The organism is Zoogloea sp. GW822-FHT05C07 (assembly GCF_058800215.1).
On sequence record NZ_CM179510.1, the window covers coordinates 300,145 to 315,934 of the forward strand.

A 15,790-nucleotide genomic window follows, 5' to 3' on the forward strand; every position below is an offset into this window, starting at 1 on the left:
GCCGCGTCACCGCCGGCCCGCCTCCGTACCGCTCAGAGCGGCCGGACCTGATCCGCCTTCAGCGTGAAGCGCAGCCCGTCCATGCTGTCGAACAGGGCCGGCGGCACCTCGTAGAAGAACTGGTTCTCGTACCAGCATGCCGCGTAGGGCAGGAAGGCCGCCGTCTGCGGCAGCTCCAGCACAGTCTCGCCGGCGGCACACAGGGTGACGCCGAAACCGCTGTTGTCGGCCAGTGGCACGTTCTCGTCACCAAAGACTTCGAACTGCACGATCACGCGGGCCGTCTCGACCGCCCCTTCCAGCGCCTTGGCGGCGGTGATGCGGATGTTCTGGTAGCGGCGCCCGGCCGTGCCGTCCTCGAACAGCTGCAGGAACTCCGGCAGCGTGCCCTTCTTGATCACCGTGCCCTCCAGCAGCGGCACCCCCAGTTGCGTCAGGCTCAGGCCTTTGGGCTTGGCAATCGCCAGATCGATGTGTGTCGTGTTCTCGGCCAATGTGGGCACAATGCAGGTCTCCATGGAAGATTTGCGACAAAAACAGGGGCTTTGCCCCCTACATATCGCCATCTAGCAGATTCGATGCCATTGGATGACGCGCAGCACCCCGCGTGGCGCAAGTCCCTATCCGCACATATCCCAACGCTAATAGTGCACATCAGCTTCCGGCGACACTGCCGCGCCGGCGAGCCCCTAGACTTGGGCGCACAACAAACGTCCAGGAGGCAGACATGGCTTACCAGATCAAATCGATCCTCTACGCGTCGGACCTGACGCCGCGCTCCCCGGCGGTCTTCCGCCATGCGGTCGGGCTGGCGGCGAAATTCGACGCCAAACTGCATGCGATGACCGTGTCGCTGCCGGCCACTGGCCTGCCCTACATGGAATTCATGTCCGAAGAGAAATTCGACGCCATGCGCGCCGCCGGCCAGAGTAAGGATGAGGACCTGCTGCGCCAGCGCATCGGGGTCTTCACCGAGGCCCACCCGGAAATGGATGTGGCCAAGGTGCTGACCAGCATCCGCGCCGTCGAGGGCGACCCGGCCCGCTGCATCCTCGACATGGCCAAGCACGTGCTGGCCGACATGATCGTCATGGGCTCCCGCGGCCACAGCGCCATCGGCGAACTCATCCTCGGCTCCGTCGCCCACAAGGTCACGATGAAGGCCGACGTGCCGGTCATCCTCGTGCCGATCGACCGCTGAAAACAAACGTGCCCCCTCCAGCACCAGGCTGGAGGGGGCACGTTGCCGGAACTGCGCTTACAGCGGACGCAGACCGGTGTGGACGATGGTCCCCACGTGCTCGCCGCGCAGCGCGGCGGTGATGCGGCCCGGCACCAGGCCATTGACGACCTGCACACGTTCCAGGTGACGGGCATTGGCCATCACGTCGAGCAGCGCGCGGTCGAAAGGCAGGGTTTCCTGCTTGGCGAGATCTGCGGCGCTCGTCTCGTGCAGCAGCTCGGCCTTCGCCCCGTCGGCCCCGTTCGGGTCGGTGGTGTAGACACCATCCACGTCCTCGACGATGGTCAGCCCCGCCGCGCCGAGCGCGTCGGCCAGCAGGAAGGCGCCGGTGTCGGCTCGGTGCACCGGAATGCGCGAACCCGGGAACTCGTGGTGGTGATACGGAGGGAAGGCACTGCCCACCACCGCGCGGGCGGCGGCAAGGTGGATCGCCAGCTGGCTCGCGATGGTCGGATGCTCCACGTAGGACACCCCTTCCGGCGCCAGCAGCGACGCGAGGATATGGCCGTTCTGCCCCGCCTCGCTGGCCGCCAGCGGCGCCAGGGAGCCGACCGGCAGGCCCAGATCGAGGCCCACGCCATACAGGTGGCGGGCGCGGATGCCGGCGCCGGTGAGGATCAGCAGGCGGTGCTCGGGCAGCACCTTGCGCAGTTCCTCAACGATCGGCAGGATCGCCTCGGCGCCGCGGTCCATGATTGCGCGGCCACCGATCTTGACGACCTGCAGCCACGGCAGCAGGCGGATCGGGCGAACACCCGCAACGGGACGGACGAGATCGCCGTCGAGAAGGGTCTGACGCGCCAGCGGCGAGGCCAGGTGTTTGGTGGTATTGGTCGTTTCAGCCATGGCGGTGGTTCTCAGCTCGCGGTGATGAGGGTACCGACGTGCTCACCTGCGAGCGCGCGGGTCAGATTGCCGGGGACGAGGCCGTTCACAACCTGCACCTGGCGGACGTAGCGGGCGTCCTTCAGCAGGTCGAGCACCGGGAACTCGAGGATTGAATCGTGCAGCCCGGCCGCCTTCATCTCATCGACCGAGATCTTCGGAATAAACTTGGCGTCCTTCGACGTCTTCGGATTGGCGGTGTACAAGCCGTCCTCGTCCTTCACGTAGATCATCGACTTGCAGCCGAACTGCTCGGCCACCAGGAAACAACCCGCATCGGTACGGTAAGGCGGAATCACGCCCTCGGCCCCCGGACGGATCCACAGCTTGTACGGCGGCATGCCGCTGAAGACGACGCCATGCACCTCGGCCAGGAACAGCGGCACCGCCGACATGCCGGCGCTATCGACCATGGAGATACCGTGCTGGGCCAGTAGCTGGCCCAGCATGGCGGCATTCTGGTCGGCCACCGAGGCGCCAAGCTGCGCCAGCACACCGGCCGGCAGATTGAGGCCGGCGGCGATCGAGTACAGATGCCGCGCGCGGGTCCCCGCGCCGGTACCGATCAGCAGCTTGTGCGCCTTGCGCGCCGCCACGATCTCTTCCACCAGCGGATAGACTGCGGAACGACCGCGGTCGATGACGCTCTGGCCGCCGATCTTGATTACCGTTGCATCCGGCAGGATGCGGAATTCCGGCGCCTGATCCGCCGCCGCCAGAAGCTGCGCGTCGGTCAGCGAACGCTGCATGAGGAGCCCTTCGAGCTCCGCCGTCGTGTTGGTCATATGAGTCCTTTCATCGTATCGATTCACTGCCGCACCCGCGCTTAACCCGCAATTTCACTGAATAACCAGGAGTAAGCAGGCGAAACCACTTTCGACAGGCGGTGCCCAGTGCATATCAGGCGTGCACATAACATGCACATCACGACGAAATGATAGGAAATAGCGCTATATAGATTCAACCGTACGTCATGAATAACGCCATATATATGGCAATTCGCACCAACTTGGTTCATGAATAGACGCCAATACTCAACACTGGTGCATTCAAAAGGGAAATAGGATTAAAAGAAAAACAAATCCATTACCCTTATTCCGCTTCAAATCGAAATAGATCCACTGCGAAGCCGCCCAGTTGGCGCGCCGTACCTTCGAGACCGCACTACGTTCCGGCGCCTCCGGGACCCGATCCCTCCCGCCGCAAACCGAGCTCGCCCAGCGCCGATTGGCGCCTTTCCCGTTTTGTTCAAAATTTCGCCAAGGATCGACAAGAGCCCTCTGGCCCAGCGCTCATAGATTTGTCTTCGACACGACCGCAACCACGCCCCAGGCACGGCAGCACGTGTCGCCACCTGCGCCGGAAACCGGCCGGTGGCCATTTCCACAACAACGAGGCAACGGAGACAAAAATGAGCACGCAATACATCCCGCAGAACCCTGCCACCCAGCAGCCCCAAACCGAACATCTCGACGCGCTGGTGATCGGCGCCGGCGTCGCCGGCCTGTACCAGTTGCATCGCCTGCGCGAGATGGGCCTGAAGGTGCGCGCCTATGAAACCGGCAGCGGCGTCGGCGGCACCTGGTACTGGAACCGCTACCCCGGCGCCCGCTTCGATTCCCAGGCCGAGATCTACCAGTACTGGTTCTCCGAAGAGCTGTACAAATCCTGGCAGCCGTCCGAGCGCTTCCCCGCGCAGCCGGAGACCGAGCGCTGGCTCAATTACGTGGCCGACAAGCTCGACCTGAAGAAGGACATCCAGTTTGGCACCCGCATCGCCTCGGCCCATTTCGACGAGGCCGAGGACCTGTGGCGCATCACCACCGCCGACGGCGCAACGGTAACCGCCCAGTACCTGCTCGCCTGCTGCGGCATGCTGTCGGCCCCCATCATCGACCGCTTCCCGGGCCAATCCAGCTTCAAGGGCGAAGTGCTCATCACCGGCCTGTGGCCGAAGGAGCCCGTGGATCTGAAGGGCAAGCGCGTCGCCGTGGTCGGCACCGGCGCCACCGGCATCCAGGTGATCCAGACCATCGCGCCGGAAGTCGGCTCGATGAAGGTCTTCGTGCGCACGCCCCAGTACATCATCCCGATGCAGAACCCCAAATACTCGGAGCAGGACTGGCAGAAATGGGGCGAGCGCTTCCATGAAACCAAGCAACGCGTGCGCACCACTTTCGCCGGCTTCGACTACGACTTCGACGCCGGCCCCTGGGACGAAAAGACGCCCGAGGAACGCACCGCCATCCTTGAGCGCAACTGGAACGACGGCTCCCTGGCCCTGTGGCTGGCCTCCTTCCCCGAAATGTTCTTCGACGAAGCCGTCAGCGAGGAAGTATCGAAGTTCGTGCGCGCCAAGATGCGCGACCGCCTGCAGCACCGCGCCGACCTGTGCGACCTGCTGATCCCGCAGGACTACGGCTTCGGCACCCACCGCGTGCCGCTGGAGAACAAGTACCTGGAGGTCTACCTGCAGCCCAACGTGGAAGGCATCGATTGCCGCAAGGCGCCCATCGAGCGCATCGTCCCCGAAGGCATCCAGACCGCCGACGGCACCGTGCATGAGGTAGACGTGATCATCCTGGCCCTCGGCTTCGACGCCGGTTCCGGCGCCCTGAGCCGTATCGACATCCGCGGCCGTGGCGGGCGCTCCCTCAAGGACCAATGGAGCCAGGAGATCCGCAGCTCCATGGGCCTGCAGGTGCACGGCTACCCCAACCTGTTCACCACCGGCGCACCCCTCGCCCCCTCCGCCGCCCTGTGCAACATGACGACCTGCCTGCAGCAACAGGTGGACTGGATCACCGACTGCATCGCCTACGCCCGCAAGAACGGCAAACAGGTCATCGAGGCCACCCAGGACTTCGAAGACGCCTGGGTGCAGCACCACGACGAGACGGCCGCCGCCACCCTCGTCGTCAAGACCGACTCCTGGTACATGGGCTCCAACGTCGAAGGCAAGCCGCGCCGACTGATCTCCTACATCGGCGGCGTCGGCCACTACAACCGCCAGTGCGACGACCTCGCCAGCCAGGGCTACCCCGGCTTCGCCATGCGCTGAGCCAAGCCATCGACCCCAGGAGGAGACAAGACCATGAACACCTACTACACCCAGGAAAACCACGGCCCCTTCAAGCTGATCGACATCGGCCGCCTCGAACTCGAAGAAGGCGGCGTGCTCGAAGACTGCACGCTGGCCGTGGCCACCCACGGCCGCCTCAACGAAGCGCGGGACAACGCCATCCTGGTGCCGACCTGGTATTCCGGCACCAGCAAGATCATGGAGCAGGTCTACATCGGCCCCGGTCACGCCCTCGACCCCGAGCGCTACTTCATCATCGTCGTCAATCAGATCGGCAACGGCCTGTCCCTGTCGCCCAGCAACGCGCCGGCCGACATCGCCGGGCCGCGCTTCCCCCGCGTGCGCATCGGCGACGACGTGCGTGCCCAGCACCGGCTGCTCGTCCAGCATTTCGGCATCGAGCGGCTGGCGCTGGTGGTCGGCGGCTCGATGGGCGCCCAGCAGACCTACGAATGGGCGGTACGCTACCCGGAGATGGTTGACCGCGCCGCGCCGATTGCCGGCACGGCGCGCAACACCGAGCATGACTTCGTGTTTGCCGACACGCTGATGGAAGCCATCACCACCGATCCCGGCTTTCGCGACGGCAGCTACGCGTCGCCTGCCGACGTGGCCGCCGGCCTGCAGCGGCACGCCAAGCTATGGACGGTGATGGGCTGGAGCACTGAGTTCTTCCGCTGTGGCCGCCACCGGGTACTCGGCTTTGATTCCATGCAGAGCTTCATCGAGCTGTTCATGAACGGCTACTTCGGCCCGATGGACCCGAACAACCTGCTGTGCATGGCCTGGAAGTGGCAGCGCGGCGACGTGAGCCGCCACACCGGCGGCAACCTCGCCGAAGCGCTCGGCCGCATCACGGCCAAAACCTTCGTGATGCCGATCAGCCACGACATGTTCTTCCCGCCCACCGACTGTCTGGCCGAGCAACAGCTCGTCCCCAACAGCGAGTTCCGGCCGCTCAACAGCATCGACGGCCACCTCGCCCTGTTCGGCACCGACGCCAACTGCATTGCTGAAGTGGATGGCCATCTGAAGGAACTGCTGGCGCAACCGATCACCTCCGGAAGGTGATGCCCAGGCGGCCCTGACCGGCTGCAAGTGCAGGCGCCCCTCTCTTCAGGACGCGCCTTTCGGGCGCATCGGCATTGCCGTTGCGCCCCTTTTTTATGCGCCGCCGCCCTCTTTGCGCATGCGCGCCGGCGTCGTACCCATCCGTGCCCGCATCACCCTCGTCAGGTGGGCCTGATCGGAGAAACCGCAATCCAAGGCCACCTCCTTGATCGCCAGTTCCCCCGCCGTCAGCAGTTGCACCGCCCGCTCCAGACGCCGCCGCGTCACGTAGTCGTAAGGCGAAGCCCCCGTCGTCGCGCGGAAATGCTTCGAGAAGGTCCACACCCCCAAGCCCAGCGTCGCCGCCATCTGCTCGATGGAAATGCTGTCCTGCAAGTGGGAATCCAGAAACTCGTTCAAGCGCCGCATACGCGCCGGCGACAACGGCCCCGCCGGCACCTCGTCACGAAACTGGATGCACGCGTAATGGCGGAACAGATGCACCGCCAGCTGGATCGACAACGCCTCCACGTACAGGCTGCCGCCAAAGCCCTTCCGCTCCGCCTCCGCGGTGATCGCATCGACGATGCCCATCACCACCGGGTCCCGCGCCTGCAACACATCGTGCAGCCGGATGTCCGCCACCGCCCGCTCGGTGATGTCCGCCGCCACCCGCTGCATCAGCGCGTCCGACAGATAGGTGTGGGACACCTCTATGCACTCGGTCCAATGCCAGTGGGACGCCTCCGAACGGGTCAGCAGGGAAAACTCCCCCGGCGCACACTGCCGCCGCGTCCACCGCCCCTCCACCCGCCGATCCATCGGCGTCTGCCCGGTTTGGTAACGGACCACCATGAAATGGTCCATCGGCGGAATCGCCACATCGAGCCCGGTATACAGATAGGACCGATGACCGACGTCCTTCCACCCCAGCCCATCGCTGGCCGACAACACCCGCCCCGGCACCCAGGTCGGCAAGTCTTGCGGAGAGATCAAGGAACCCATGGCGGACGCGTTGAAAGGAGGGAAAAAGAGGCGCGCCAACGCGCCTCGCTTAATACACCTCTAGGATATGTCCACGGACAGATCAAGAAAACTGCTTTGGCGATAAGGATATAGAAAGGGAACGGACGCCACTCGTCCAAGTCGACACGGACGCACACAAGCCGCGCCACTGTCACCACAGCAGCGCGGCCAAGACCTACAACAACTCAGACCGAAGCATCCTTGTGCCCCGGCTCCTTGTCCTCGGCGGACTCCGATTCCGGCTCCGCCTTGTCCTCGTCCGCCCCCAGCACCCGTTGCCGCGCATTGCTCACCAGTTCGCTCGACGCATCGACAACCTGCTGGCCGGCCGCCTTGGCGCGGTCGGCCACGGAGCCAGCGAGTTCGGCGGCTGACGACACGGCGGACTTGCCGGCCTCCAGCGCATCGTCAGCCAGTTCCTTGGCGGCATCGGAAAGGGATTCGATACGCTTCGACGCGGCTTCTGCGACTTCCTTCGCCTCGGCATTCACATTGGAGGCCAATTCTTCCGCGCCGTGGGCGATGGCGGTTCCGGCATCCGAGACCTTGTCGGTCAGGTTCTGGGCCAATTCCTTGGCTTTGTCAAAAAGACTCATGCTCAGCTCCTTGAGAATGGGATCGAGCTATCAGCGTAGTACGCGGCCATGATGCGTGTGTGACGAAGCCAAGGAGGCAAAGCCCGTAACCCCGCCGACAATGGGTAGACGACGAGCCGGCGCAACCGGATCAGCGGGCTACCAAATAGCAGGTCCGCCTAACAACAGCGTGACGCCGAGAAGGATGAATGCCGTCCCCATCGCATAAGGGAACCACTGGGCGTTACGCCAGAATTTTTCGAGAAAGACCGCTGCTGTCAGCACAAAAATCCACACCAGATTCATCACACCGAATACGAACAACAGCACCATGATCATCCAGCAACAGCCTGCGCAGTAGCTGCCGTGCCGCCATCCCAACAGAAACCTGTTTTCGATCTTGTGCGTCAACAGGAATCCGAGCGGAGAACGGCACTGGTGCAGACAGGCATTCTTCAGCGGGCTGAACTGGTAGACGCCAGCAAGAATCAGCAGGATGCCGCTGAATGCGGTGCTCGAACTCTCCATCATCGGTGAAACCAGACGCCACTCCAGCAAACCCCACTGCGCCAGCGTGGCCACAAGAGAAAAGACAGTCCACACAGCCAGATAGCCAGCAACGAAACGGAACGTCCACAGCCACGTGCGCCGGCCATCCGCTGCGGCCTGATCGATGCGGCGCAGCATGAGCAACAACGGCAGAACCGATGGCAGCATCATCCCCGCCATCATCACCGTCCACATCAGGAAGACCATCGCCAGGTCATCCGCGCCCCAACCCACCATCCTTGGCATCAGCAGCCAGTCGGCGGAGACATCCATGTTGCTCATGCCCCACGTCATGGCGACGAGGTAAACCCACGCGGCGACCGTCATCGCGCCGATCAAGAGCCAGACGGTCGCGCGGCTCCCATGCTGCAGCGGCTCGGAGCCGGACTCACGGTTGGTAGGCGAATGGAGAATAGAAGCCATTGCGCTCACTGATATCCAGTTCGATGCCGTGGTCGTGGATGCTCAAGCTATCCGACTTCGCCAGTACCGCAGGGAATCCGGGCACCGGGGTCATTGGCACGTTTTCTATCGTCACCGGCTTTCCGCCCTGCCCCTCCACGGCTGCGATATCCATCGCGATCACGCTGCCGACGCGCAAGGCACGCTTGTTGCCATCGGCCTTGAACTCGATCGGGACCGATTTGACCCCCATCACCTCTCCGATGAGAGGCGCCAGGGCCGATAGCGGCCCGCCAGCCTGTCCCGAGAAGATCGCCCCCATGGCTTCCTGCTGAGCGGCGCTCGCTTTCTCATCGAGATACAACGCGACCTTCCAGCGGGTTTTCAGCATATGGCCAGGCGCATAGGCCAACAGGGCGGCATTGAAGCCATCCAGGGAAATGCCGTTGTAAGTGCCCGAGTCGATGTGCCATGCGATAGCCGCCGTGCAATCGTCGTCGGTCGGCGCCTCCAATAAGACGCAGGGACACATGGAGGTGCAAGTGCAGGCCTCAAAATAGGTTCCGCTGACCTGCCAGGTAGAAGAAGACATTGCGGCTCCTCCTTCACGTCGACAACCGGGTCGGGCTCATCTGCTCTTCTATATCCCCGGTACGACTCCCTTAGTATCAGAATAGTTGACTGATCTAGTGCGTCAATTCCTTTCCCCGGCGCTCTCAGGAAGCCACAAGCAACGCTTTTCGACGTCAGAAGAGATTGACCGATGCGTCAGGCCACGAGCTTCCTGATCGAGGCAATCACCCGCTCCGCATCGAAGGGTTTGATGACGTAATCCTGAACGCCGCTGCGGATGGCCGCGCTGACCGTTTCCCGGTCGGCCCGGGCCGTCACCATGAGGACGGGTAGATCGGGGTGAACCGCGCGCAGGCAGGCCACGGTATTCAAGCCGTCGATCTCCGGCAGATCGACGGCCAGACAAACGAAGTCGGCCTCGTGGCGCTCAACGGCCATCAGCCCTTCGAAGCCGGAGCCCGCTTCATCCACCACCTCGAAGCCGTTGTCTTCAAGGATGACGCGCAAGAGGCCCCGCGCCAGCGCATCCCGGTCGACGATGACGGCACGGTGCTGCGCCCCCTCGCGCCGTGGCACAGCCTGCAGGCCTTTCCGGCACGCCATGATGGCCCTCACCTGAAGGAGTGCAGTCAGTACGTTGGCTTCATTCAAGGGCTTGCGTATGTAGCCGAGCGCACCGCAGTCCATCGCATCCCTTGCCACCGCCCTTTCATTGTCCATGCCCATCACTACAACCGCAGTCTCCGGATTGTCGGCAATCACGGCACGAAGAGCATCGGGCATCGACGACGCCAGGAGGCGCAGATCGAATATCGCGATATCGGGCTGAAGACGCCCGACACTCGCAAGCGCTTCCGTCGACGTGCGCGGGGTCGCCAGCACATGCGCGCCCTCATGGGCCACCATCGTCGCCAATACCGACCGCGTCTGCGAATTGGTATCGGCAACGATGAACGAACATCCTTTCAGACCGACTGACATCCTGGCAGGCCTACCCCCACTGAACGACAATCCCGCAGCCCCATGACATCTACGTACCGATATCTGCCAGAACCAAACGGGTTGAACACGTCGTCCGCGATTACCTATCGACAATGCTCATATTTTCCTCTTGAAGCGCCCGGTGGGCTTGAGCCGGATCAAGAAGCGCATCCCCAAGGGTTGGCGGCCTTTCCGCTTACGCAGCCAACGCCCTGAAGCAAAACTGTCACACAAAAGTTCTAGGCTTGAGCTATGTGGATCTTGAGCCTACTGAAACCCGGCAGCCAGGCGCCCGCTCTTGGACGTGAGCAGGCCGAAGATCCGCTGCCGTTAGCCGTTCCCTACTCGCGGGACAGCGTATGCCTCAGCCCCATCGAGCTCATGCGCTTCTCCAGGGCCTACCCCTCGTTCCGGATCGCCAACGGACGATCCCTCTTCCGCGAAGGAGCCTGGGGCAATTCGATGTATCTGCTGATCGACGGGCGCGCCGAAGTGAGCGCCGATGAACATCTCGTCGAAGTTCTCCTCCCCGGCACCCTCATCGGCGAAGCCAGCCTGCTTACTCCCGGACCGCGCACGGTGACGGTGACGGCCCGGACCAGCTGCGAGTTCATCGAGATCACCGAGCAGGCCTTCTACGCGATCATCCGGGACACCCCGGAGTTCGCAGCGTTCGTTATGCGGGTCCTCGCCAAGCGGCTGCAGTCGGCAGCCCTGTACCCAGAGACGCGGCCTGCGAATACGTTTCCTTCAGCTATAACGAGAACAGGCATCTAGCCGTCGGCCGCCAGCACCGCTGGCAGCGACGACAGTGCTTTGGTCCGAAGGCAGACCGATGCCCGTGCGGTGTATTGCAACAGTTCAACGGATGGCGGCATAGAGTCAAATCCCGCGCTTAGACCATCACGACCGATCCCCATCCAGTCATGAAGAGTGCTTGCCGGGCAGCACGCCTTTTCCCATCCCTGCTTACCGTCATCATCGTTCTGCTGGCGGGGTGTACGACACTACCACCGGGTTCGGACTTCCCGCGCGACGTTTCATCCGCGCTGCCTCATCCGGAGGAAACCCGCCTGGGGAGGCAGTTTTCCATTGCCGCACGCCAACATGACGGAGACTCCGGGTTCCGCATCATTCCGGTTGGTGCCGATGGTTTTCTGGTCCGAATGCAGATGATCAACGCGGCGGAACGCACGCTTGATCTGCAGTACTTCATTTTTCGGGGGGATGAAACCGGCCGACTGCTGACCGATGCGGTCCTTCGCGCGGCAGATCGCGGCGTGCGGGTGCGCATCCTGATCGACGATGGTGAAACAGAGGCCGGCGACGAGCAGATTGCTGCACTGGAAGAACATCCCTCCATCCAGATCCGGCTCTTCAACCCATTCGCCTACCGCGGCAGCATCCAGTCCTTACGTGGGCTCGAATTCATGTTCAACGCCTCCCGGCTTGACTATCGGATGCACAACAAGCTGCTGGTCGTCGACAACGCCATTGCCCTGCTCGGCGGGCGCAATATTGGTGATCAGTATTTTCAGATCGATCCAGACACCCAGTTTGCCGACGACGACGTATTTGTCGCCGGCCCAATCTCCAGCAAACTCTCTACCACCTTCGACGAGTTCTGGAAGAGTCCCCTCGCAATCCCGATGGCCGCCCTGTCCCCGGAAGCAGCACCTGAGCGCAGCTTGCGTGAGCGGCGTCAGGCCATGCGGGAACAACGTCGCCCGCCGTCATCCGCCAGCACGGGCTATGCAAATCGCGTCGCCACCGGCGAGCCCTTTGGCGGAATCCTTTCCGGCCGCCTGCCATTGATCTGGGCACCCGCCCGGGTGATCTACGACAGCCCCGACAAGAAGCGCGTGGAAAGCGGAGCCATGGTCGGCCGCCTGATGCAGCGAGCCGTTGCCGACGAAGTGGCTGCAGTGGATTCGGAACTGCTGATGGTCACGCCGTACCTGATACCCGGACACGAGGGCATGCGCTTGTTCAACACACTGCGCAAACGCGGCGTGAGCATTCGCATCCTCACCAACTCACTGGAATCATCATCCGTGCTGCTGGCACAGGCTGGCTACATGGCCTATCGCGTACCGTTGCTGGCAAGTGGCGTCCAGCTTTACGAAATACGCGCGCGTCCCGGCAACGCAAAAGGCACTGGCCAAACTGCAGCCATGGCACGACTTGGCAATTACTCCCTGCACGCGAAGTTGTTCGTGTTCGACCGACAACGCTTGTTCATTGGCTCGATGAACTTTGATCAACGGTCCATGCATCTCAATACTGAAATTGGCCTGATCATCGACAGCCCCGCGCTGGCCCAACAGGTTGTTGCCCGCTTTGAAGCAATGACGCAACCCGCCAATGCCTATACGGTGAGCTTGCGCCCGCCCCCTTACGACAATGGAAACCCAAACCTCGTCTGGCACACGGAGGAAAACAAGATGAGCGTCGACTACACCGTCGAACCCGCCAGAAATGCGTGGCAGCGCATCAAGGCCACCTTCCTGTCCTTGCTGCCAATTGATCGGGAACTATAAGTCCCGAGTACCCGACCTTCACCCCACGACCGCGTCTAGAACGTCACTCGCAACTCTCTTCGGGCAGCCCGAACGCGATCACTGCATTACCCGACGCAATGTTGAACAGCTTGTTCCCGCCAGCCGCAACGACGAGATATTCCCTTCCATTGCGTTCATAGACGACAGGCGGTGCATTAACGCCGGCGCCTGTCTGGAAGCGCCACAACAGTTTGCCGGTCCGGGAATCGCGCGCCGTGAAGTGCCCATCCGCTTCCCCCATGAACACCAGGCCGCCGGCGGTGGTCGTCACGCCGCCGGAGAATGGCCGGCTGATGCGTTCCTGCCATGCGAGCTTGCCGGTCGCCGGATCGATTGCACTGAGCGTCCCGTAGGTCTCCACGTCCTTTGGAAAGCTGAGCACGTTGACCTTATTGCCCTTCTCGTCGAGCTCCAGCGTGAAGCGGCTTGGATAATGGCTGCCGCCGACATACGCCCACCCCGTCTCGCCACTGAAAGCAATCGGAGGCCAGTTCGCACCGCCCGCCTCACCCGGCACGGCAAGCACCCCCTGAGCATCCTTTGCACGCTTGAAGAGGCTGGTCTGTGGCACAAACCCGTCCGAACGCCGGATGACCTCCCCCGTGATCCGGTTGAAAAAATACATCCAGCCCGATTTGGTCACCAAAGCGATGCCGGGTACTTTCCCTTCGCTCGTCGGAACATCAATGAGCATCGGCGACGAGGCCAGGTCGTAGCCCCACACGTCGTGCGGCGTCACCTGATGGAACCAGCGCAGTTGGCCAGTCCGCACATCCAGCGCAACCAGTGATGAGGTATAGAGATTGTCGCCGGGTCGGTACAAGTCGGCGTAGGGCGCGGCGTTACCCGTGCCGAAGTAGAGCAAGCCCAGCGCCGGATCGAGCGCCGGCGAGGAACTGATGGAACCGCCTCCCCGTTTCCAGGCATCGCGAAACTTCTCCGCATTCGCACGTTCGGCATCCAGATCCCGATCCAGCGCATCGCCCATCGACGTCTGGCTGACAAAACTCCCCTCCCAGCCATGGTCCTTGGTCGAGTACCAGCGCCAGACAAGACGCCCCGAATCGGCCTCGTAGGCCGAGATGAAAGCGCGCATTCCGCTGCGCGGGCCGGACCGGCCAAAGGCCGCTCTCGCCGTGTCATCCTCATCCCCGAAAACATTGGAGTATCCGGCCCCGGTGGTGCCAACGATGACCAGCCCGTCATAGACAAGAGGCGCCATGTTCCCCGCAAAGCGCGACCACTGCGACGTTTCTTCTTTGGGCAGATCACCCATCTTCTGGACTTGCCGTGGAGCATCCGCGGCACCGGTAGCGGGATCCACCACCGGCACATCCCAAACCAGCTTGCCGCTGTTGCGGTCGACCGCGATCAACCGCCCGTCGGCGGTGATCTCATAAAGCCGCCCGTAGCCTGCCGCCAGGCCGCGGCTATGGGAGCCGCAGCACAGAACGTCCGTCGCCATCTTGTGCGTGTATTTCCAACGCACCTCACCCGTGGCGCCATCCAGCGCCACGATGTGATTGCGGGGCGTCGTCAGATACACCGTCCCGTCAAAGACGATGGGGTTGGTTTGAAACGTGCCGTCGACCCCGGTCTGGTATATCCATTTCGGCACCAGACGAGATACGTTGCCGCGATGGATCTGGGTCAATCCCGAATAGCGTTGATTTGCATACCCGTGGCCATAGGTGAGCCAGTCGGCGTCCTTACCCGCAGCACCGAGCAATTCCTCGCTGGTTTGCGCTCGCAACAAAGGGGACGCGGCATAGAGCACCACGAGGCAAAGTGCCCGCAATACCCGAAAGCCATTTACGGGCAGGACGCCACGTGTGGATTTCCGGCTCATGGGAGCGGAGTCTCCAGCCATTTCGGAATTACCGCCCGCATCCTCAGGAGGCGGCCGAAGTACAAGGAAGCGGACATGCTGTGACTCCAGGTTATTTGAATGAGCTCAACATCGCTCGAACTCGATTCTAGAGAGTCAATAGCTGTCCGCCAGGCCCAAACCGGGGAGCGTGGAAATCCCTCCCTCTTCATCGGGCAAATTGCCCAGACAGCGGCGACGCCGCCAACGTGTTCCGGCGCATGGAAGCGGAAATGAGATTATCGTTGCACCCAACCACCACAGACAGGGAATACCTGCCCCACGAAACAATTGGCCTGTGCACTGCAAAGATAGGCGGCGAACTCTGCATCCTCCCTTGCAGAGACCAGACGACCGAGCGGAACCTCTCTCTTGAGTCGTTCCTGAAAACGCGGGTTGGATTGCACGTCAGCAGGAAAATAGGTTGGGTTGTCTACGAAGTTTTGGGCAATGGCGTTGATCTGGATGTTGTGTGCGGCCATCTCGGCGCCTACTGACTGCACATAGGCAAGCTGCGCACCTCTGGCAGCACTATAGGTGGATGCACGCCTCATACCCCGCAGAGCAGATGCGCTTCCCATGACCAGTATTTTTCCTGCTTGCCGCTCGATCATGGGTGGCAGGGCAACGCGAAAGAGTCGGGGAAGCGGATCCACCAACGCTGCAAACGTCGCCCTCCACTCCTCTTCAGAGGCCTCAATAGCCGGGGTGTTTGGCGCCGGAATCGATAAATTGGCGACAAGAATATCCACATGGCCAGCAGCAGCAAAGATTGCGGCAGGTTCATCCTCACCGATCAAGGTAGCAGTACTTGGTATTACCGTGGCACCATGTTCTGCGAACACTTCGCATAGCGTCGGTCCCATGAAGGTATCGGAGTGGGTAATCAGTACCCGCTTGCCTAGTAGATTGAGTTGATCTGGCATGCTCCCACCTGTCAAAGTATTTGCATGTTAGTGGAGAGAAACACACAGCCTCCAAGATGATCCGGTTTAT

At 62.3% G+C, this 15,790-nt stretch carries 15 protein-coding genes; 5 read left to right on the forward strand and 10 right to left on the reverse strand.

Annotation, left to right across the window (positions count from 1 at the left end; all coding sequences use genetic code 11):
- Positions 1–32 precede the first annotated feature (32 nt).
- A complete protein-coding gene (locus AC3QL2_RS01440) occupies positions 33–518 on the reverse strand; it encodes a hypothetical protein (RefSeq protein ID WP_493234287.1) in 486 nt (161 codons plus the stop codon).
- Between the two features lie 209 nt (positions 519–727).
- On the opposite strand from AC3QL2_RS01440, the gene AC3QL2_RS01445 reads away from it, so the two are divergent.
- The gene (locus AC3QL2_RS01445) at positions 728–1,201 is read left to right on the forward strand and encodes a universal stress protein (RefSeq protein WP_493234288.1); all 474 of its coding nucleotides are present in this window, start codon (positions 728–730) and stop codon (positions 1,199–1,201) included.
- Positions 1,202–1,258: 57 nt separating this feature from the next.
- Here the strand turns inward: AC3QL2_RS01445 and AC3QL2_RS01450 are convergent, their stop codons facing one another.
- Together AC3QL2_RS01450 and AC3QL2_RS01455 are read right to left on the reverse strand one after the other, a co-directional pair.
- Entirely contained in the window at positions 1,259–2,089 is an 831-nt protein-coding gene (locus AC3QL2_RS01450) for an amino acid kinase family protein (protein WP_493234289.1), read from the reverse strand.
- Positions 2,090–2,100: 11 nt separating this feature from the next.
- Positions 2,101–2,913 carry an amino acid kinase family protein gene (locus tag AC3QL2_RS01455; RefSeq protein ID WP_493234290.1) on the reverse strand — a complete coding sequence of 271 codons (813 nt, stop codon included), beginning with the start codon at positions 2,911–2,913 and terminating at the stop codon, positions 2,101–2,103.
- A gap of 626 nt (positions 2,914–3,539) precedes the next feature.
- Between AC3QL2_RS01455 and AC3QL2_RS01460 the strand changes: the two genes are divergently transcribed.
- Together AC3QL2_RS01460 and AC3QL2_RS01465 are read left to right on the forward strand one after the other, a co-directional pair.
- Entirely contained in the window at positions 3,540–5,189 is a 1,650-nt protein-coding gene (locus AC3QL2_RS01460) for a flavin-containing monooxygenase (RefSeq protein ID WP_493234291.1), read from the forward strand.
- A 33-nt stretch (positions 5,190–5,222) separates the two neighbouring features.
- The gene (locus AC3QL2_RS01465) at positions 5,223–6,281 is read left to right on the forward strand and encodes an alpha/beta fold hydrolase (protein ID WP_493234292.1); all 1,059 of its coding nucleotides are present in this window, start codon (positions 5,223–5,225) and stop codon (positions 6,279–6,281) included.
- A 93-nt stretch (positions 6,282–6,374) separates the two neighbouring features.
- On the opposite strand, the gene AC3QL2_RS01470 is transcribed toward AC3QL2_RS01465, so the two are convergent.
- The 5 genes from AC3QL2_RS01470 to AC3QL2_RS01490 form a co-directional block, all read right to left on the reverse strand.
- Positions 6,375–7,265 (reverse strand): AraC family transcriptional regulator, encoded by an 891-nt coding sequence (locus AC3QL2_RS01470; RefSeq protein WP_493234293.1) that lies wholly within the window; start codon positions 7,263–7,265, stop codon positions 6,375–6,377.
- 206 nt (positions 7,266–7,471) lie between these two features.
- On the reverse strand, positions 7,472–7,882 hold the full coding sequence (locus tag AC3QL2_RS01475) for a hypothetical protein (RefSeq protein WP_493234294.1): 411 nt from the start codon (positions 7,880–7,882) through the stop codon (positions 7,472–7,474).
- Between the two features lie 138 nt (positions 7,883–8,020).
- Positions 8,021–8,833, reverse strand: a complete 813-nt coding sequence (locus tag AC3QL2_RS01480) for a DUF2182 domain-containing protein (RefSeq protein ID WP_493234295.1) — start codon at positions 8,831–8,833, stop codon at positions 8,021–8,023.
- Positions 8,799–9,404 (reverse strand): DUF1326 domain-containing protein, encoded by a 606-nt coding sequence (locus AC3QL2_RS01485; RefSeq protein ID WP_493234296.1) that lies wholly within the window; start codon positions 9,402–9,404, stop codon positions 8,799–8,801. Before AC3QL2_RS01485 ends, AC3QL2_RS01480 begins: the two co-directional genes overlap by 35 nt.
- A gap of 176 nt (positions 9,405–9,580) precedes the next feature.
- Positions 9,581–10,366: a response regulator gene (locus AC3QL2_RS01490; protein WP_493234297.1), complete on the reverse strand. Its 786-nt coding sequence runs from the start codon at positions 10,364–10,366 to the stop codon at positions 9,581–9,583.
- Positions 10,367–10,618: 252 nt separating this feature from the next.
- On the opposite strand from AC3QL2_RS01490, the gene AC3QL2_RS01495 reads away from it, so the two are divergent.
- Both AC3QL2_RS01495 and AC3QL2_RS01500 read left to right on the forward strand, forming a co-directional pair.
- Positions 10,619–11,143: a Crp/Fnr family transcriptional regulator gene (locus AC3QL2_RS01495; protein WP_493234298.1), complete on the forward strand. Its 525-nt coding sequence runs from the start codon at positions 10,619–10,621 to the stop codon at positions 11,141–11,143.
- Positions 11,144–11,292: 149 nt separating this feature from the next.
- Entirely contained in the window at positions 11,293–12,906 is a 1,614-nt protein-coding gene (locus AC3QL2_RS01500; protein ID WP_493234299.1) for a phospholipase D-like domain-containing protein, read from the forward strand.
- 43 nt (positions 12,907–12,949) lie between these two features.
- Here the strand turns inward: AC3QL2_RS01500 and AC3QL2_RS01505 are convergent, their stop codons facing one another.
- Entirely contained in the window at positions 12,950–14,776 is a 1,827-nt protein-coding gene (locus tag AC3QL2_RS01505; RefSeq protein WP_493234300.1) for a pyrroloquinoline quinone-dependent dehydrogenase, read from the reverse strand.
- Between the two features lie 257 nt (positions 14,777–15,033).
- Positions 15,034–15,720: an SDR family oxidoreductase gene (locus AC3QL2_RS01510; RefSeq protein WP_493234301.1), complete on the reverse strand. Its 687-nt coding sequence runs from the start codon at positions 15,718–15,720 to the stop codon at positions 15,034–15,036.
- Between the last annotated feature and the right edge of the window lie 70 nt (positions 15,721–15,790).